This is a genomic window from Brevibacillus sp. 1238 (assembly GCF_029892995.1).
Lineage (GTDB): Bacteria > Bacillota > Bacilli > Brevibacillales > Brevibacillaceae > Brevibacillus > Brevibacillus parabrevis.
Genome location: NZ_JARXWC010000009.1, coordinates 1 through 15,720, shown reverse-complemented (window position 1 = coordinate 15,720; position 15,720 = coordinate 1). Strand labels below are relative to the sequence as shown.

The 15,720-nt window shown below is 49.0% G+C and carries 24 protein-coding genes, 13 tRNA genes and 1 rRNA gene; 5 read left to right on the top strand and 33 right to left on the bottom strand.

Annotated elements, in window-relative coordinates; genetic code table 11:
- Nucleotides 1-96 precede the first annotated feature (96 nt).
- The gene (locus tag M2298_RS19170; RefSeq protein ID WP_280648928.1) at nt 97-639 is read right to left on the bottom strand and encodes a site-specific integrase; all 543 of its coding nucleotides are present in this window, start codon (nt 637-639) and stop codon (nt 97-99) included.
- An 80-nt stretch (nt 640-719) separates the two neighbouring features.
- On the opposite strand from M2298_RS19170, the gene M2298_RS19165 reads away from it, so the two are divergent.
- Entirely contained in the window at nt 720-938 is a 219-nt protein-coding gene (locus tag M2298_RS19165; protein WP_280648927.1) for a hypothetical protein, read from the top strand.
- 186 nt (nt 939-1,124) lie between these two features.
- On the opposite strand, the gene M2298_RS19160 is transcribed toward M2298_RS19165, so the two are convergent.
- From M2298_RS19160 to M2298_RS19080, 18 genes are all read right to left on the bottom strand, one after another.
- Nucleotides 1,125-2,159 (bottom strand): hypothetical protein, encoded by a 1,035-nt coding sequence (locus M2298_RS19160; RefSeq protein ID WP_280648926.1) that lies wholly within the window; start codon nt 2,157-2,159, stop codon nt 1,125-1,127.
- Nucleotides 2,160-2,188: 29 nt separating this feature from the next.
- Nucleotides 2,189-2,644, bottom strand: a complete 456-nt coding sequence (locus M2298_RS19155) for a DUF1064 domain-containing protein (protein ID WP_280648925.1) — start codon at nt 2,642-2,644, stop codon at nt 2,189-2,191.
- 2 nt (nt 2,645-2,646) lie between these two features.
- A complete protein-coding gene (locus M2298_RS28295; protein WP_481752857.1) occupies nt 2,647-2,805 on the bottom strand; it encodes a DUF6906 family protein in 159 nt (52 codons plus the stop codon).
- 19 nt (nt 2,806-2,824) lie between these two features.
- Nucleotides 2,825-3,019, bottom strand: coding sequence for a hypothetical protein (locus tag M2298_RS19150; RefSeq protein ID WP_280648924.1), 195 nt, complete (start codon nt 3,017-3,019; stop codon nt 2,825-2,827).
- Nucleotides 3,004-4,425 (bottom strand): replicative DNA helicase, encoded by a 1,422-nt coding sequence (dnaB, locus tag M2298_RS19145; protein ID WP_280648923.1) that lies wholly within the window; start codon nt 4,423-4,425, stop codon nt 3,004-3,006. Before dnaB ends, M2298_RS19150 begins: the two co-directional genes overlap by 16 nt.
- Entirely contained in the window at nt 4,418-5,155 is a 738-nt protein-coding gene (locus M2298_RS19140) for an ATP-binding protein (protein WP_280648922.1), read from the bottom strand. Before M2298_RS19140 ends, dnaB begins: the two co-directional genes overlap by 8 nt.
- Before the next feature lie 46 nt (nt 5,156-5,201).
- Nucleotides 5,202-6,194, bottom strand: coding sequence for a hypothetical protein (locus M2298_RS19135; RefSeq protein WP_280648921.1), 993 nt, complete (start codon nt 6,192-6,194; stop codon nt 5,202-5,204).
- A gap of 15 nt (nt 6,195-6,209) precedes the next feature.
- A complete protein-coding gene (locus tag M2298_RS19130) occupies nt 6,210-7,094 on the bottom strand; it encodes a recombinase RecT (protein WP_280648920.1) in 885 nt (294 codons plus the stop codon).
- 12 nt (nt 7,095-7,106) lie between these two features.
- Entirely contained in the window at nt 7,107-8,003 is an 897-nt protein-coding gene (locus M2298_RS19125) for a YqaJ viral recombinase family nuclease (protein WP_280648919.1), read from the bottom strand.
- A gap of 102 nt (nt 8,004-8,105) precedes the next feature.
- Nucleotides 8,106-8,228: a hypothetical protein gene (locus M2298_RS19120; protein ID WP_280648918.1), complete on the bottom strand. Its 123-nt coding sequence runs from the start codon at nt 8,226-8,228 to the stop codon at nt 8,106-8,108.
- 211 nt (nt 8,229-8,439) lie between these two features.
- The gene (locus tag M2298_RS19115; protein ID WP_280648917.1) at nt 8,440-8,703 is read right to left on the bottom strand and encodes a hypothetical protein; all 264 of its coding nucleotides are present in this window, start codon (nt 8,701-8,703) and stop codon (nt 8,440-8,442) included.
- Nucleotides 8,681-8,956 carry a hypothetical protein gene (locus M2298_RS19110; RefSeq protein WP_280648916.1) on the bottom strand — a complete coding sequence of 92 codons (276 nt, stop codon included), beginning with the start codon at nt 8,954-8,956 and terminating at the stop codon, nt 8,681-8,683. The genes M2298_RS19115 and M2298_RS19110 overlap by 23 nt, the downstream gene beginning before the upstream one ends.
- 49 nt (nt 8,957-9,005) lie before the next feature.
- Complete coding sequence (locus M2298_RS19105; RefSeq protein WP_280648915.1) at nt 9,006-9,437, bottom strand: hypothetical protein; 432 nt, start codon at nt 9,435-9,437, stop codon at nt 9,006-9,008.
- Entirely contained in the window at nt 9,430-9,987 is a 558-nt protein-coding gene (locus M2298_RS19100; protein WP_280648914.1) for an XRE family transcriptional regulator, read from the bottom strand. Before M2298_RS19100 ends, M2298_RS19105 begins: the two co-directional genes overlap by 8 nt.
- Nucleotides 9,988-10,080: 93 nt before the next feature.
- Nucleotides 10,081-10,389 carry a hypothetical protein gene (locus M2298_RS19095; RefSeq protein ID WP_280648913.1) on the bottom strand — a complete coding sequence of 103 codons (309 nt, stop codon included), beginning with the start codon at nt 10,387-10,389 and terminating at the stop codon, nt 10,081-10,083.
- 190 nt (nt 10,390-10,579) lie between these two features.
- The gene (locus tag M2298_RS19090; RefSeq protein WP_280648912.1) at nt 10,580-10,717 is read right to left on the bottom strand and encodes a hypothetical protein; all 138 of its coding nucleotides are present in this window, start codon (nt 10,715-10,717) and stop codon (nt 10,580-10,582) included.
- Nucleotides 10,718-10,745: 28 nt separating this feature from the next.
- On the bottom strand, nt 10,746-10,937 hold the full coding sequence (locus M2298_RS19085; RefSeq protein ID WP_280648911.1) for a helix-turn-helix domain-containing protein: 192 nt from the start codon (nt 10,935-10,937) through the stop codon (nt 10,746-10,748).
- Between the two features lie 15 nt (nt 10,938-10,952).
- Complete coding sequence (locus tag M2298_RS19080; RefSeq protein WP_280648910.1) at nt 10,953-11,192, bottom strand: helix-turn-helix domain-containing protein; 240 nt, start codon at nt 11,190-11,192, stop codon at nt 10,953-10,955.
- Nucleotides 11,193-11,351: 159 nt separating this feature from the next.
- On the opposite strand from M2298_RS19080, the gene M2298_RS19075 reads away from it, so the two are divergent.
- From M2298_RS19075 to M2298_RS19060, 4 genes are all read left to right on the top strand, one after another.
- The gene (locus M2298_RS19075) at nt 11,352-11,732 is read left to right on the top strand and encodes a helix-turn-helix domain-containing protein (protein ID WP_280648909.1); all 381 of its coding nucleotides are present in this window, start codon (nt 11,352-11,354) and stop codon (nt 11,730-11,732) included.
- A 66-nt stretch (nt 11,733-11,798) separates the two neighbouring features.
- Complete coding sequence (locus M2298_RS19070; protein ID WP_280648908.1) at nt 11,799-12,431, top strand: ImmA/IrrE family metallo-endopeptidase; 633 nt, start codon at nt 11,799-11,801, stop codon at nt 12,429-12,431.
- Nucleotides 12,428-12,721 (top strand): hypothetical protein, encoded by a 294-nt coding sequence (locus M2298_RS19065; protein ID WP_280648907.1) that lies wholly within the window; start codon nt 12,428-12,430, stop codon nt 12,719-12,721. Before M2298_RS19070 ends, M2298_RS19065 begins: the two co-directional genes overlap by 4 nt.
- Before the next feature lie 63 nt (nt 12,722-12,784).
- The gene (locus M2298_RS19060) at nt 12,785-13,984 is read left to right on the top strand and encodes a tyrosine-type recombinase/integrase (RefSeq protein WP_280648906.1); all 1,200 of its coding nucleotides are present in this window, start codon (nt 12,785-12,787) and stop codon (nt 13,982-13,984) included.
- A gap of 109 nt (nt 13,985-14,093) precedes the next feature.
- On the opposite strand, the gene M2298_RS19055 is transcribed toward M2298_RS19060, so the two are convergent.
- From M2298_RS19055 to M2298_RS18990, 14 genes are all read right to left on the bottom strand, one after another.
- A tRNA-Leu gene (locus M2298_RS19055) sits at nt 14,094-14,175 on the bottom strand.
- Nucleotides 14,176-14,238: 63 nt separating this feature from the next.
- Nucleotides 14,239-14,314, bottom strand: a tRNA-Lys gene (locus M2298_RS19050).
- Between the two features lie 5 nt (nt 14,315-14,319).
- A tRNA-Gln gene (locus tag M2298_RS19045) sits at nt 14,320-14,394 on the bottom strand.
- 4 nt (nt 14,395-14,398) lie between these two features.
- Nucleotides 14,399-14,474 (bottom strand) — tRNA-Thr (locus M2298_RS19040).
- Between the two features lie 15 nt (nt 14,475-14,489).
- Nucleotides 14,490-14,565: transfer RNA gene (locus M2298_RS19035), tRNA-Phe, on the bottom strand.
- 40 nt (nt 14,566-14,605) lie between these two features.
- Nucleotides 14,606-14,682, bottom strand: a tRNA-Asp gene (locus M2298_RS19030).
- Nucleotides 14,683-14,728: 46 nt separating this feature from the next.
- Nucleotides 14,729-14,805 (bottom strand) — tRNA-Met (locus tag M2298_RS19025).
- Between the two features lie 73 nt (nt 14,806-14,878).
- Nucleotides 14,879-14,954 (bottom strand) — tRNA-Val (locus M2298_RS19020).
- A gap of 102 nt (nt 14,955-15,056) precedes the next feature.
- Nucleotides 15,057-15,130: transfer RNA gene (locus tag M2298_RS19015), tRNA-Glu, on the bottom strand.
- 12 nt (nt 15,131-15,142) lie between these two features.
- Nucleotides 15,143-15,227 (bottom strand) — tRNA-Leu (locus M2298_RS19010).
- A 9-nt stretch (nt 15,228-15,236) separates the two neighbouring features.
- Nucleotides 15,237-15,313, bottom strand: a tRNA-Met gene (locus M2298_RS19005).
- 25 nt (nt 15,314-15,338) lie between these two features.
- Nucleotides 15,339-15,429, bottom strand: a tRNA-Ser gene (locus tag M2298_RS19000).
- A gap of 7 nt (nt 15,430-15,436) precedes the next feature.
- Nucleotides 15,437-15,512: transfer RNA gene (locus M2298_RS18995), tRNA-Asn, on the bottom strand.
- Between the two features lie 53 nt (nt 15,513-15,565).
- Nucleotides 15,566-15,720, bottom strand: a 23S ribosomal RNA gene (locus tag M2298_RS18990); the annotation flags it as partial.

The window sequence follows — 15,720 nt, the reverse complement described above, 5'->3', positions numbered from 1 at the left end:
CGACCAAACTAGGAGGCGCCCACCTATCAGGAACAGGATGTCGCCAAACCATTCACGCATGATTATCGCCTCTTCTCTCAATTGAGCGTTTGTACCCTACAAGCTAAAGCCATCTACCGCCTCGTCGATCAGGTCTTGAGTGATGCCGATGTATCGCAGAGTGATCGACGGGTGCGAGTGATTGAATATCATCTGGAGTGTGGCGATGTCTTTTGTGCGCTGATAGAAATGGTAGCCAAACGTCTTACGAAGTGTATGGGTACCAATCTCGCTCAGTCCTATCTTCTTCGCAGCTCCGTTGATGATCTGATAGGCTCGGACCCGAGTGATCGGCTGCGGCCTTTTCGTTGAGACGAACAGATACTCGTCACCTTTCTTGTCGTCGATGTATTGATCGACCTCTTTCCGCAAGCTGTCGTTGATGAGAAACCTTTTTCGCTTGCCCGTCTTCTTTTCAACCAAGATGATATGACTCTTACCTTTCACGTCCGAAACCTTCAAGCGCAGCAGATCAGATATTCGTAACCCGGTGTTGATGCCCAGTACCACCAAGAAATAGTCTCGCTCAGACCGCTTTTTCAACAGTGATTTAAGCTCGTCCAATTTCTGCATGTCCCTGATTGGCTCGACAAAATTCATACTCATCCCTCCGTGGAGTGATGCCTGTTTTTTTGTCTCAAACGGGTGTGCTACTCTATCAGAAAAGGAGGCGTGATATCGTGGAAAAGTCGTTTTATTATTCGGTAGAATGGTCAGAAGCCAGTTGCCTGAAAAAAGCACTCCAGACGATGGAGATACCGTTTTCTATTGAGCAACCCTCCGACAAGCTGAACCTGGCCGCCGGACACGTTGCTTTTGTGTTTCCAGACCTGCATGTGCGAGTCTACAACAGCGTTCGGGAGCTGTTCGACGGGCACGGGCTGCGTTATCCCGAGTAACTACTTCCTCCCGTTCCAGGGCGGCACGGCACCGCCCACTTTCCAGTTGTTCACTTTCGCGTTTACGATAGTTTGATTGATTCTCTTTTGATCGGCAGTTTTAGGGAATCCTCGTCTCCAAGGGTGATCGGGTGCTGGCTTAACGGCTGTCATATGATCCCGCCTTTCTGGTGGAGAGGAGCAGCTTTACGCTGCCCCGGGCTCACCGCCGTTTTGCTTCGCCATATGATCGGTTACGAGTTTCTTGTATCTGCTCCATGCTGCTTGCAGTTTGGTGGATGATGTACCAATCGTCGGTGCAATCTTCAACCATGTTTCACCCGCTTTTCTTCGGGCGAGCAAGGCGGGAAAATCATATTCGATTTCTTCAAAAACTGGGGCCTGTCCGCTCAGGATGAATGCTTCCAGTGTTTCTTTGTCGATTGCTGCGGCAGCATCTTCCTGTTTTTCAGCACCATGGTCGTCGGCGTCATTCTCGCTAACCCCGGATGCATCTTGGCCTTGCTGTTCTGGATCATGAGTGCTTCCCTCAGTCTCTCCTTGGTCGGCTTTGCTAGCAGCAACGTCATCAGGACTATCAGAATTTTTGTTTTCGGTATTAGCATCTGCCTGTTCTGCGGGCTTGTCCTCTTTTTTCTCATTGGCAGCCTTTGGCTTATCCTTGCCTTTTCTCCACTCATCCCATTTCAGGGCCATAGGAGCTACACGACTGCGGTACTCGTCAACAAGCTCCACGATTTTTCCGCTCGACATATCAAGTTCAGAAGCGATTTTCATATACGTCTCACCTGACAGCTTGCGTGAAATGATGCTCTGGAAGTCGTAAGGCAGGTCATCAAACTGGGGGGCAAATCCTTCGCGGATAAAATCATCAATAACGGAACGTTCTGCCTCTTCTTGCTCTTCCTTAGTCAGAATTTTTTCTTTTGGCAGCCCCAATTCCGCTTCGATTTGCTCGCCTTCTGGCTTCACTTCGTGAACGACCCCCGAATCATCAACCTTGTAGTTTACAACTGGTTTATTCGTTTTGGTATTAATTGCGACATTATAGTTCACGACAAGGGAATCCAAGGAAGCTTCGGCCCGCCGATCAATCATACTGCTCAAAGGATCGATTTTTCCTTGGAGATCGGTAATGCTTGTCTCCAGTACGATTTCCACGATACCCTTTGGTTTCAAGTTCACTTTCTTTACCAGTGGTTTAAACTCCATGTAGCTCATTTCCCACACTCTCCCTTGGTTTAATTGGTTTAAATAGCTTTTTTCTCATCGCGTTTTTTCTCTTTATACTCGTCAGTAGTGATCCAACCGCCGTATTTCATGACCTTCTTCAGCAAAGTGAGTTTCAGGTCTGGATACTTGTACATGAACATCTTCGCCTTGATTTTGAAAGCTTCTGTTTCTTCACCCTTGATGTCAATGACCTCCAGCGATCCGTCCAGGTGCAGCACTTCAAAGTCCGCCTTATACGTAATAGCTTGAAGGTTCTTACCATTCCGTGAGCACTTATCCTGAAGAACGTAGACTGGTTGAAGCTTCATGTCCCGAATTTCGCCAGCCGCTAATTTCTCTTTGAGAACCACGTAGTATTCTGACTCGGCTTTGGAATCGAACTTGATGCCATCTACATACGTGATCTTGTTGTTGTATTTTGGCGTTTTTGGCTTGTCAGTTTCCTGCTTGGTGGTTCGGACTCTGCGTTTCATGACTATGCCCCTTTCTTGATGGTCTTTTTCGTCCCGGTGTACCGATGGATCAGGACGAGCTCCGTCATGCTATCGCGCTCAACGAGCCAGTTTGCCGGATTCAGCTTCTTTGCTGTCATTACATCTTTCTGCCTATTCGTTGGCCGTTTTCCCTGTTTCACGTTTGCTACCCTCGCTTTCCTAGCGTTTCAGCATGTAAACGAACTGGCTGTCTTTCCGTTCAGCCTTGTAGTCTGGATAACGACTGGCATAAGCCACCCACCATTGCCTCATGGCTGTTGACCGCTCTGCTTCGTCCTCGATCAGCAACAGCCTGCGGGGAATCGGCACTTTCACGGGCACGCTGCCAGCAAGCTCACTCACTTCGTCCACCATGGCTTCTCTTCCTGGACATCATCAGCAACAACCTGGATGGAGAGTTGCTCGTTTTTAAAGCGTCGATCCAAGTCGGCAAATTTGTTAAATTCTTTGAGGAACGCCAGCTCCACCGTTCCGGTTGATCCGTTTCGCTGCTTGGCGATGATGACTTCAACGATGTTTTTGTTTTCTGTTTCCTTGTCGTAGTAGTCATCGCGGTACAGGAACGCTACGATATCGGCGTCCTGCTCAATCGAACCGGACTCGCGGATGTCGGACATCATCGGTCGCTTGTCCTGCCGTTGCTCTACACCACGGCTCAACTGGGACAAGGCGATCACGGGAACATTCAGCTCACGGGCGAGTGCCTTCAAGGACCGTGACACCTCGGATACCTCTTCTTGTCGGTTATGCGTTTTGGCTCTCAAGCGAACCAACTGCAGGTAGTCGATTAGGATGGCTCCAAGCCTTCCCCCCTGTTCATTCATCAGCCTCATGGCTTTCGCTTTGATCTCTGTGATCGTGATACCAGGGGTGTCGTCGATGTAAATAGGCAGCTTTGAGAGGTTTCCAATGGCCTCTGTGAGCTTCTCCCAGTCATCCGCCTCTAATTGGCCTGACCTCAGCCTGTCGGCCTCGATATGACCCTCAGAGCTAATCATGCGCTGCACCAACTGAGCCGCACTCATTTCGAGCGAAAAGATCGCGATTGGTTCGTTGGTTATCTCAGCGGCGCGCTGCGCAACGTTTTGAGCAAAAGCCGTTTTTCCAACAGACGGTCGGGCCGCAAGTATAATCAAGTCTGATCTTTGAAACCCGCGCGTAATGCGATCCAAGTCCTTGAAGCCCGTCGGAAGCCCAGTTACTTCTCTAGCGCCGTTATTGGCGTTTCGTTCGATCGTGTCGTAGACATCCAGCAACACATCCTTCGTTGAGCGGAACCCCCTGTTTGTAGAGCTTACAGCGACCTCTTGCAGCGCCTTTTCCAAGCACTCTACCGCTACGACCAGGTTAACTTCTTCTTCGATCAGGCGGGGCAACCTCATCGCAGTGAGATACAGTTTCCGCAGGTTGGACTTCTCACGTACAACCTGCGCGTAATACTCCGCGTTCGCTGCTGTAGGTACGGCGCTGGCTAATTCAGTGAGGTAGCCTACCCCGCCCACATCATCGAGCTGCTTCAGGTCCTGTAAGTGAGTTGTCACAGATACAAGATCGATTGGCTTGCCGGATTGTTTCAGATCGACCATCGCGTGGAAAATCTGTCTGTGCTGCGGCGAGTACATGTCATCTGGCGAGCACATGGAGTAAACCAACGGGAAGTAGGTTTCGTCCAAGATCATCGTACCGATCACGCTCTGTTCGGCCTGGTGGTTCACCAGCACATGGCTGAGGCTTTCCGTTTGCACCACCGTGTTATCCAAGTCCCTTCACCCTTCCTGCAAGCCAGTCATGATGTCTGTCATTGATGGCACCTCGCAGGCTCTCACCATGCAACGTGATGGTGATGGAGTTCTCCAAGATGCGGTCTGCGATCCGTGCGCCTTGGCTCCCCATCCACTGTTCAAGTCCCTCTGTGGTGAAGTTGCTAGAGTAGATGATTGGCCTTTTCTGGCTGCGGGCATTGATTACGTCCAGTAGTTTCTCCGCTCGCGAGTCGTACGGCACTTCGCCGCCAACATCATCGAGAAGCAGTACATCGCAACCGTACAGCACTTTCAGAAGCCGTTTTTCATACTCGTAGTCATCCACCTTGCCAACTTCACGGAATCGCTGGAACATGTGGTATGTGGTCATGAAGACAGCCGATACGTTCTTGCTCATCAACGATTTGTATATGCCTGATAGGATGTAAGTCTTGCCCAGGCCGTTGGCGCCGTTGAAGTAAAGGCCAAGCCCCGGTTTTTCACGTTGCCACTCGGTGTATGTATCAACAAAGTTGTAAGCGATCTTCATGGCATTTGCGCTTCCGGCTCGTTCAGTTTCACGAGCAAGAGCCGCTTTCGTGATCAGCTTGTCCCGGCTCGTAAACTCATGGCAAAGGGTCAACCAGTCCCGGTTCCGTTTTGCCTCTTCCTCGGCCTCTCTGGCCTTTGTTTCACACGTGCAGGTTACCGAACCCCATCGCACCTGACCAAGCAACTGGATTTGCACCGGCTCCAACATCCTTTTGCAGTAGGGACACTGCCTAGCTGGCGGCTTAGAAGCTTCGGCGCTTCTGGTGATACTCTGCCCGTCCGTCAGTACCTGTTGCAGCGACTTCACGGCCTGCACCTCCCTGGTTTCTGATTTTCAGCATCTTTTGTCGAGCCTCATGCTCTGTTGTCCGCCGGATGATACCAAACGTGTATTCTTCCGCTTTGTCGTCATGCTGCAGTACGTGCAGGCTCAGAGCGTATAGGATGATGGCTGCTCGACCCTCGGGCGTGTCAGCCAATTTCTTGTTTTGCCAATAGGTCAACAGCTTGTCCCATATCTTCGCTGCTTTTCCTACCGCGATGCGTCCGGTTGCCCGCTTCAGACGGATCGTGTTGAAATATTTCACGAAGAGCTTTCTTGGCAAATTAGAAATCGGGTTGGCGAGCATTTGCGAGTCAACAAAGGACTCCACATGCTCAATGTGTGCCAACTGCTCGGGTAAGTCTTTTAAATCTTTTTGTTGTTTATCTGTTGTTAATACTGCTGTTAAGGAGTCGCCCTCAAATTCGCCCTTTAATTCGTCCTTCAATTCGCCCTCACCCTCTTTTGATGTGCCTTCAACCTTTGGTACGACTGCATTTTCTGGCACTTCTAATTCGCCCTCGCATTCGCCCTTCAATTCGCCATTTAATTCGCCCTTTTGAAAACTGTTGAAAACCAATTTTTGGTTTCTGTAGGTGGACAAATCCTGCAACTTTTCATAGGCGGTTATCGTTACGATCATCCCTTTTTTTCGGTCCTTGAAGGTTTCGATCGTGATCAGAGCCTGTTGCTTCAAATACTCCAGCGAACCTCTGACTTGTTTTTCCGTCCATCCGGTATCCTTCGACAGCTGGAGAGTAGAGGTGATGAGCTGCCCCCGCTTACATCCAGCCGTATCTCTGTAGTTCGCCTGTTCTACCAAGTCGTAGTACAACAGCTTGTCCCTCTTCGATCGCCAGGATGAACGGGGGAGGACAAAAAACCCCGCTGCTCCTTGCTCTGCTATGCCCATCCCCTGCCCCCCTCGCTATCCTTGTGAAAACAAGTCGGTCCCTTCCTCACCTTGCTTCTGGCTATCGCTATTTTCCGTCGCAATTTCAACGGGATAAGCGTCAACATTGATCCATGGAACTGATGACATGTCATCAGAAATCTCGTGTTTCACTGTCTCGTCCATTATCAGAGCCTTTGCCAGTTCAGCTGACTTCGGAGCATATTTCAGTACCTCTTTCAGCACTGTTTTCTTTGCCATAGCCGGGAAGTCAGTCTTCCAAGGGGTGTTCCAGCCTTTTGCATAGGCTTTGGAGAATCGTTTAGCGTGTGCATCGATCTTTTTGGTCGACCACACTACAAAGTCAAAGCCACCGTTTTTGAGCTTATATACAGCGTAATAATGTGTCGGCTCTCCTTCAGGCACATCGGCTGGTACATGGGTCAGATTCTTATCCAAACCATAAGCAAACTCAAACTTGTCGTTTTTGTACACTTCATGTGCATAAATGGCTTGGTATTCACCAGTGCGATGAGCGAGCGCGATTATGCCCTTGTAGCCGATCTGGAATTGGGCCTCGTCTACCCATATTTCATTTCCATTCACTTCCTTTTTGTTCCGATATGGAATCAAATACGCCTCACCCAGAGGGGTGTTTGGCTCCAATCCAAGCTGGGCGGACTGCATTACAGCAGCCAGCAAACTCATTTGGTCGCATTGCAAAAGTTTTGGCGTCTGCCGAATGGCTGTCAGAGCGATGCGACCCAACCTGTCTGGAGTCAAATGCTTCGGCATCGCTCGCGCGATTTCTGACTCCATTCTTTTCAACAAGGCAGAGATTTGCTGTTCAGGCTTTAGTGCTGGTGTTGCTTGAGCCGACCTTCCGGCCAATTTGGTTGCCATATCTTGTGGATTTCCCATTCACTTCACCTCCTATGTTCTGGGCAAGTAAAGACGTGTGTGTGCTTTTTTCACATAGCTCATTTGCTTCTCAGCAATCACAGACCGAGTAACTTTCTTTTCACCGATCCAGCCGATAGCATAATCTTGCATGGCGTACATAATCTTGTTTTGAGCTTCCGTTTTCAGCAGTTCATATTCCTTGACCTTGGCTGCTGCTTTGTGGTACTGATCAAGCCAGTCCATAGCTACTTCTGGTAAAATGATTTCTTGCCCGTTGGACTCTGGATACAGTTGCCTGATCATTTCTGTTGTAGATTCTGTTCCATCCACTGCCGGAGGAATATCCTCTTCAACCAAGTTCCAAAAGTCTGATTCGATTTTGATTAGATGAGCGATTACCTCGTCGTTTCTATCGATCCGTTTGTACCGGAAGTCGTTCCCACCAATCAGAACCGCGATGTAGGCAAATTTCAGTCCGGTCACCGCGAGATAATGCTGTACTTGCAGATAGTAATGGTCCGGCATCTTCTCCTCGTCCCACTCAGCTGCAAGATACTTGTCAGCGGTTTTACACTCCAAGACTCCAAGCTCTCCGTCCATATGGATCAATCTGTCGAGGTTTGCCAGCATGAACGGGTAATCTTCGTGTGCGAGCATTTCATAGATTGGCTCGATTTTTAATCCAGTCCGTTCAGCAAATTCATCAGCGACAATGGGTTCTAACTTTCGCCCGAAGCGCGCCGCCTGTGACTCTTCCTGTGAGGCTTCAGCCTTCCCGGTCTTTTCAAGCCAGACGACAACGGGAGAGCGATATTTGCTGAATCCGGCAACCGCTCCAGCATCCGATCCACCAATGCCTTTCTTACGCCACTGGAGCCACTCGTGATGTGGCATGTTTTCCGTGGAGACAAGTTTCAAGGCTCCCACAGAACCACTCCCTCTTGTGTTAAATCACTTGATAAGCTACGATTAACTTGATTCCCAATCGTACATTATCGACCTTGACTCAGCGCTGCAACGCTGGGTCTTTTACTGTTCTTCTTCGCAATCTTCGCAAGTTCTTGGATACCCCGGTTCTTCGAAGTCGTCCATGTAGGTGCCGCAAACTTGGCACAGCAACCCGGAGAGCATCATATCTGCTACTTCTCCCACTGCATCGCCCCCTTTCTCATGGTCACGAGGCCGCCACCGTCCCAACCTCTACGGCAGCCGTTGTAGTTCCTTGCCTACGCCACGTCTTGGCCTCGTTATGTAATTTGGAGGTTTCAAGCCTCCGTGGAAGGCTCAGCTCATCGTGCGAATTCCATTCAATTTGAAAGGATGTGGCTCTGAGCCTTCCACGCAGGGCCGAAGCCCGCGTTTGCTATTTTCCGTTTGCCCACTTGGTCAGCCTTCGTTTCTGTTCCTGTAAAGCAGCCAAGCTGTCTGCAACCGGGTAGTCGTTCCTAAACTCCCAGATGCTACGCGTTTCTTCCTGGATGTCTTCAAGCTCAATCATCAAAGCCCGCAGTTGTTCTTCCAGCGGCCCATCGTCTTGGTCGAAGGCCAACGCCTCCAGTTCTCTTTTGCGGATCGGTTCGGTCCGCTGCACATGATCCGGGAAATCAAGCAGAGGCTCGTTCATCATGCGGCTCCTCCTTCCTCTTCTGAGGGACATCAACGGGCGTCAGTCCGTTCAAGAAATCACGCAGTCTGCAAATTTCTTCCCAGTTCTGCAAGATGACTTGCTGCGCTTCTACCCAGTTACCTGCAGCAAAGTCTGGTGTCGCTTCGATCAACAATGTGCCATCCGTCCGATACGTAGCCATGCGGTCAAACTTACCTCCGAGCAGTTCATTTGATACGATGCCTTTCGCTTTCAGCCGATCACTCAAATTCATGGCTTGCCCTCCTGTGTAAATTTGTGATATTCTTCCGTTAAGTGTTTGTTTAAGCCGTCCGTTCGCCGCGGGCGGTTTTTTCGTATTTCAGGTAAGCTGCGACTTCTCGCGCTTTCAAGAGAACCGCTTTCCGTCTGCCCTTCACCATCACATATGGAGCTTTAAAAAAGCTGAGTTCCCGCTTCATCTTTATCTCTCGAAGTCGCGAAGCGATCCATAAAGCCTGCGACGCCTTGCTGTCTGACAGTCCCCTGCCTTCCTCTATGGCCTTTTCCAATGCCACAGCTGAGTGTTCAAGCTGTTCTTCATCCAGATAACCAGGCTTACCGCAGTACATATCGAACAGTGTATTTGCCGTGGAAATCACCCGTCTGCCTTGCCAAACATCTCCCCTACGGTCAAGCCTGACTTTTTCTTTTACCAGTGCACCGATGATAATGAGCAACTGGTCTTGATCAAACACCATGTACTGATTATTCATGTCGCCCCGCCCCTTTCATCATTTTCATGAAGCCTTCCTTCACCAACTTTGATTTGTGCAACCCCCACTGATAAACCCATGAGAATCGCATTTCCCGGCATATAACAGCAGCCATATTCGTTGTCGACGTAACCACATCGAGCGTTTCTTGGATCAAATGCTCCACTTGCTGCCGCTCTGCCGCGGTTAATGACTTCGGAGGTTTGATGAGGATCGGCCTCACTTGCTTTATTGCCGCAAGCAGTTCCTCTACTTCTTCAACCGTCTTCACCACGACTGTGTGCCGGTTGAGTTCCACGTTATCGCCGTCAAGTATCACCGGGCTGGTTCCTGCTGTTGACTCGTGTGCCGCTGCGATCGCCAAATATGGGTTGTCCGTTACCAGTACCGACTTTGACTTGACATCAGGCGGCGCGATTGCACGTCCGTTTTTGTAGGCACTCACGGACTCAGGACTTACATGTGCATCGAAGCTGAAACTCAGTTGTGTCATGCCTGCTTCCATGAGCGCTTGGCCCAGTTGCGGGCCGTATTGATTTTTTGCGCTCATGTGTTCGCATCTCCTTTACTGGTGTGACCCACTTGTCGATGTATAATAAAAGTAGCTCATTTCCCAGATTCCCCCTCGTCGGGGGTCTTCTTTTTATGAATAGCGCAGCTCGATTGCTTTAAGCGCCAATCTGGTATTGTTGTGGTCCAGGTAATCCATGCCGCCCAGATCGACTTTGTTTGAGTCGTTAAACAGATGCAGCGCCAAATCGAGCATGAAGCGCTCGCTGTCCGACCATGGCTTGGATTCTCTTTTGAGGGCTTGTGCTTTTACCCTTTCAGCATGCAGATCGAAGTATTTGGTGTTGAAGTATCCCTGAAGCTTGGGATGATTTTGAAACAGGTAAATCAAGCTACGCCAGTGACGGCTTTGAAGCAAGTGCTGCGGAATTTCTGCGGCCATTCGTTTTCACCTCACTTTCATCACACAACTGCATGCAACGCCGAGTCTTGGCAGTGACCCCACCTGACCTTGCTCACCCTTACCTGGTGAATCGGTGGAATGTATTACGGCGCGGCTCATATCATCGCACGCTCCCGCTCTTCGGCGCTCTATGCAGTTGTGTGTCTATGGTTGATGGTTGATGCTTCGATTACACCTTCACAAGCAAGAAGGTATAGCGACCGTTTTTCTTCTCGATGTCGTACAGCGTCCATCCATCTTGAAGTAACTCGTTCGCTTCCTTGGCGCTGGTGGTTTCGTGCAGGCCGTTGATATCGGTAAAGTCCAAAGGAGCACCTCCTTTCTGTTTGCTTGTATCAACCCGCAGCCTGGCAATTACGCTGTTCCTGTTCACGCATCCAGGCATCGATGGCTTCTGTTCTGAAAAAAATCCTGGATCGTACTCGGAAAAACGGAATCTCTTTTTTTCGAACCATCGCGTAGATAGTGTCACGGTGAACACCGATGTATTTTGCACATTCAGCAGGCGTCATGGTTCCTTGATTCATTCTGCTCCCCTCCTTTCAAGCCAGTTTTAAATTGTTTAAACGTTCAATAACGGATTCCGTTAGTTTGTTATCAAAAAAAACTGCTGGCTCTACATCCAATGCATCAGCGATGATCTTTAATCTTTCCGCATCCAATCGGACTCCGCCGGAAGCGATATGACGATATCCTTGTAACGACAAATTCAATTTATTGGCCAGATAGGTCTTAGTTACGCCTTTGGCTTTGCGAATACGCTCTACGTTGATGTGTACCATCCCATCACCTCCACTCAATTACTAACGCGTTTCGTTAGTTTGATTATACTAACGCTTTTCGTTAGTGTCAACCTCATACTAAATTAAATTCTCATATTTCGTTAATAAACTACCTAAATACGTTAGTTGCTGGTATCATCTGCTTAGGAGGTGATTGTGGTGGAAACGGTTGGCCAAAGAATTAAGAGACTTCGCAAACAAAAAGGATGGACACAGCAACAGTTGGCAAAACGCGTTAATGTTTCCCCACAAGTAGTCTCAAACTGGGAAAGGGAATACACTCCGCTTGACCATGATGATATTGCAAAATTAGCTCTCATACTTGAGACGAAAGCTGATTATATCTTGTTTGGAAAAGATGATCCTTCTCCACCTGATAAGGAGAAACATTTAGAAGTTAACGATCCACGCATAGGCCTTGCATTCATCACTGGCGGAGAAGATCTTTCTGAAGAAGAAGTAGAGTATCTCAAGGAGAGCCTTGAGTTATTCAGGCGGATGAAGGAACGGAAAGCGAAGGAAAGAGAAAAAAATAAATAACAGCCCACTTGGGCTATTATTTTCACCTACATATACGAACATACGTTTTGTTTGGAGGGGTAATCTATGAATCTAACGCTCTACAAAATGACGCCACTTGAGGAATGGATCACAGAAAAATATCTTGCTCACTCCATCAGCACACCAGAAGATATCGACGTCCATCGGATTGCCGAGGTTTTTGGTGGTGAAGTCGCATATCTACCAACAAAATCGCATGCTCGCTGGGAAGACGATGGCACAAGCGAATTCATGATAATTCTTGATTCTCGTTTGAGTGAGCCTATCGTAAGGAGTGAGTTCTTCCATGAGATTTGCCACCCTCTCCGCCATGTAGGGAACCAGAAAATGCTTCCGAAGGCTTTTCGAGACTTACAGGAGACTCAGGCGACCCAATTTCAACTGTATGCCTCTATCCCCTTCTTCATGGTGCAGGAGTTGGATATGCCGGTTTACGAGAAAGATATTCCATTGTATCTGGCGCATGTGTTTCAGGTGACGATTGCACTTGCTACCCGGCGATTCAATCAAATCAAGGCTCGCATTAACCAGGAGGAATATAGTCAACGCCTTGCTTCTTACGCCCAAAGTATGTACAGCAAAGCAGATCCAGCAAACTGGTCCGATGAAACGAAACGACTTTTCATTACAGCTATCCAACGAAAATTAGAAAGAGATCAAGGAGTGGTAATTCGATGAAAATTGCGGTTTATTACGATTATTTTGAGGGGGAACTCGCTCCCCTCTGGTATGTCATCAACTTTCGCAAAGGGGAACTTGATTGGAATAAAGACATGGCATACATACCGATTGCTGCCCCTTTCCAGCGTCAAGGTGCTGAAGACTTTAGTACGGACAGCATGGGAATCACAGTTGCTCTTGCGGACTTGACTTTGAACGAAGAAAAACCGGGGAAGTTCGGGATTCGGCTCGATCAGCTCCGTAGACGCGCGACGGAAAACAAGCAAAATTACTGGGAGGCAGAATAGCTGGTGCTGCAAGTGTCAGACCTTGAAGAGCTTCTGCACATGAATCCATGGAGGTGATTAAGCATGGCAAGTATTGAAAAACGTGGTGCTAACTCATGGCGTCTTACCGTTGAGTTGGGCTATGGCCCTAATGGTGAGCGTTTGCGCGAAAGGAAAGTCATCAAAGTTGAAGATCAGGCGTTGTTGAAAACAACGAAGAAACTTAGAGACTATCTGGAAAGTGAGTGGCTTAAATTCAAAATGGAGGTTGAGGCTGGCGAGTATATTACTCCAGAGAAGATGACTCTTGCTACTTTTATTGAAGAGTGGCGATCAAAATACGCCGAAAAGCAGCTTGCCCCAAAAACCTTAAAAGAGTACATGGGTCACATTAATAATCACATCCTACCAGCGCTCGGACATAAAAGACTTGATGAAATAAAACCCATGCACATCGTTACCTTCTTGGATCGCCTCTCCAAGCCTGGTTCAAGGAAAGACAACCGTGGCGAAACATTATCTGGGCGTACCATTCAATACATTTACGCGGTGATGCGGAATATATTCGCCCAGGCGGAAAGCTGGAAGCTCATCAAATCAAATCCGATAGAGGAAATTAAGAAACCGAAGGCAGAAAAGAAGAAAGCCCAGTACTATGACGCAGATGAGGCACAAGAAGTCATTAAGGCATTGTACGAAGAGCCGGTTATGTGGAGGCTACTTATCCTGGGTGCCATTATTGGCGGATTCAGGCGCGGCGAATTGGTTGCCCTGGAGTGGCCACAGGTTCTTTTCAGCGAAAATGCGATCCATATCAAAAAGAGCATATCACTCGCACAAGAAGGCAAAGTGTACGAAAAAGACCCAAAAAACGGTGAGGACAGAATTGTGGAAATGCCGGGATGGTATATGGAGGAACTTCGTCGATACCATTTGCAGTGGCGTGAAGAAAAGATGAAAATTCGGGACAGATGGGAGGGTGGCGATCGTGAATATGTATTCCACGCCGGTTACGGAAAGCCGCTTTACTTCACCTACCCCTCTGAGTGGTGGAGTAAGTTTGTCAAGCGTCATGGGCTCCGCTACATCCGATTCCATGACCTACGCCACAGTTCGGCAACACTTCTTATCGCCCAAGGAGCTTCACTAAAAGCGATTCAGGAACGTCTGGGACACAAACAGCACCAAACGACAGCGGACATCTACGCACACGTTACCAAGAAAGTGAGCCGGGACCTCGCGGACAAATTTGATCAGTTCGACCCCAAAAAACAGTCGATTTGAGAGTTCGTCCCCAATTCGTCCCCACCTCCCCTTTTGGTGATGATTTTCTTCAAGTCGAACTTCTCTCAAAAATAAAAAAAGCCTTGATTTCTCAAGGGTTTTACTACTATGGTGCGGGTGAAGGGACTTGAACCCCCACGGTTGCCCGCCAGAACCTAAATCTGGTGCGTCTGCCATTCCGCCACACCCGCAAGATAAAACAGAAAAGCGCATCGATATTTCTATCGTGCTACTCGACTCTTGATTGTAAAAACTGGTGAGCCATGAAGGACTCGAACCTTCGACCCTCTGATTAAAAGTCAGATGCTCTACCAACTGAGCTAATGGCTCGCAAATGGCTGGGGTACTAGGATTTGAACCTAGGAATGACGGAGTCAAAGTCCGTTGCCTTACCGCTTGGCTATACCCCAATGGTGGTGCCGGCAATAGGACTTGAACCCACAACCCCCTGATTACAAGTCAGGTGCTCTACCAATTGAGCTATACCGGCAAGATATGTTACTAATGGTGGCTCGGGACGGAATCGAACCGCCGACACGAGGATTTTCAGTCCTCTGCTCTACCGACTGAGCTACCGAGCCATAATGATTTTTATCTTATGCCATTCTTTTATTCAAAAAATGGCGGAGCTGACGGGACTCGAACCCGCGACCTCCGGTGTGACAGACCGGCGTGAACTCCAACTTCACCACAGCTCCATGTTTGGTTGCACCCAAGAGTACTTCCATTCCATCAAGGAAAATTTGGTTGCGGGAGCAGGATTTGAACCTGCGACCTTCGGGTTATGAGCCCGACGAGCTACCGAGCTGCTCCATCCCGCGACGATTAGGACTCACACATCAGCATCACCACAAAACGCGGCGTTTTCAACTGACCGTCCTGCTAATTTATAAATGGTGGAGGCTGACGGGATCGAACCGCCGACCCTCTGCTTGTAAGGCAGATGCTCTCCCAGCTGAGCTAAGCCTCCATGCTCCCCGACTTTTGTCGGGACCCAACCAGTTGTTGGGTCCCCCCGCAAAATGTTCGGTGTTGCTATAACGCAACAACTTCACTTTGTGAGGTGATTAAGTGACCCGTAGGGGATTCGAACCCCTGTATGACAGCGTGAAAGGCTGCTGTGTTAAACCGCTTCACCAACGGGCCATGTATTAAATATGGTGCGGTCGGCGAGACTCGAACTCGCACGGGTCGCCCCGCCACCCCCTCAAGATGGTGTGTCTGCCAATTCCACCACGACCGCAGCTTAGGATGGTAGCGGCGGAGGGAATCGAACCCCCGACCTTTCGGGTATGAACCGAACGCTCTAACCAGCTGAGCTACACCGCCATAAAAGCTTTTTGATTGAAAAATATGGCGGAGAGTGAGGGATTCGAACCCTCGCTACGCTTGCGCATACTAACGGTTTAGCAAACCGTCCCCTTCGGCCTCTTGGGTAACTCTCCGCATATATGGCTCCTCGGGACGGACTCGAACCGCCGACCGATCGGTTAACAGCCGATTGCTCTACCAACTGAGCTACCGAGGAACGTTGAAGGATTTATTCCTTCAAAACTGAATATGCATGATTGCTAAGCATGTGTGGATAAGTCCTCGACCGATTAGTATTCGTCAGCTCCACGCGTTACCGCGCTTCCACACCGAACCTATCAACCTCATCGTCTATGAGGGGTCTTACCAGCTTGCGCTGTGGGAAGTCTCATCTTGGAGGGGGCTTCACGCTTAGATGCTTTCAG

Coding starts and splice junctions, on each gene's coding strand:
- M2298_RS19170 (WP_280648928.1), bottom strand. CDS start 639: ATGAATTTTGTCGAGCCAATCAGGGACATGCAGAAATTGGACGAGCTT.
- M2298_RS19160 (WP_280648926.1), bottom strand. CDS start 2,159: ATGAGCTACATGGAGTTTAAACCACTGGTAAAGAAAGTGAACTTGAAA.
- M2298_RS19155 (WP_280648925.1), bottom strand. CDS start 2,644: ATGAAACGCAGAGTCCGAACCACCAAGCAGGAAACTGACAAGCCAAAA.
- M2298_RS19150 (WP_280648924.1), bottom strand. CDS start 3,019: ATGGTGGACGAAGTGAGTGAGCTTGCTGGCAGCGTGCCCGTGAAAGTG.
- M2298_RS19135 (WP_280648921.1), bottom strand. CDS start 6,194: ATGGGCATAGCAGAGCAAGGAGCAGCGGGGTTTTTTGTCCTCCCCCGT.
- M2298_RS19130 (WP_280648920.1), bottom strand. CDS start 7,094: ATGGGAAATCCACAAGATATGGCAACCAAATTGGCCGGAAGGTCGGCT.
- M2298_RS19115 (WP_280648917.1), bottom strand. CDS start 8,703: ATGATGAACGAGCCTCTGCTTGATTTCCCGGATCATGTGCAGCGGACC.
- M2298_RS19110 (WP_280648916.1), bottom strand. CDS start 8,956: ATGAATTTGAGTGATCGGCTGAAAGCGAAAGGCATCGTATCAAATGAA.
- M2298_RS19105 (WP_280648915.1), bottom strand. CDS start 9,437: ATGAATAATCAGTACATGGTGTTTGATCAAGACCAGTTGCTCATTATC.
- M2298_RS19100 (WP_280648914.1), bottom strand. CDS start 9,987: ATGAGCGCAAAAAATCAATACGGCCCGCAACTGGGCCAAGCGCTCATG.
- M2298_RS19095 (WP_280648913.1), bottom strand. CDS start 10,389: ATGGCCGCAGAAATTCCGCAGCACTTGCTTCAAAGCCGTCACTGGCGT.
- M2298_RS19085 (WP_280648911.1), bottom strand. CDS start 10,937: ATGAATCAAGGAACCATGACGCCTGCTGAATGTGCAAAATACATCGGT.
- M2298_RS19080 (WP_280648910.1), bottom strand. CDS start 11,192: ATGGTACACATCAACGTAGAGCGTATTCGCAAAGCCAAAGGCGTAACT.
- M2298_RS19070 (WP_280648908.1), top strand. CDS start 11,799: ATGAATCTAACGCTCTACAAAATGACGCCACTTGAGGAATGGATCACA.
- M2298_RS19065 (WP_280648907.1), top strand. CDS start 12,428: ATGAAAATTGCGGTTTATTACGATTATTTTGAGGGGGAACTCGCTCCC.
- M2298_RS19060 (WP_280648906.1), top strand. CDS start 12,785: ATGGCAAGTATTGAAAAACGTGGTGCTAACTCATGGCGTCTTACCGTT.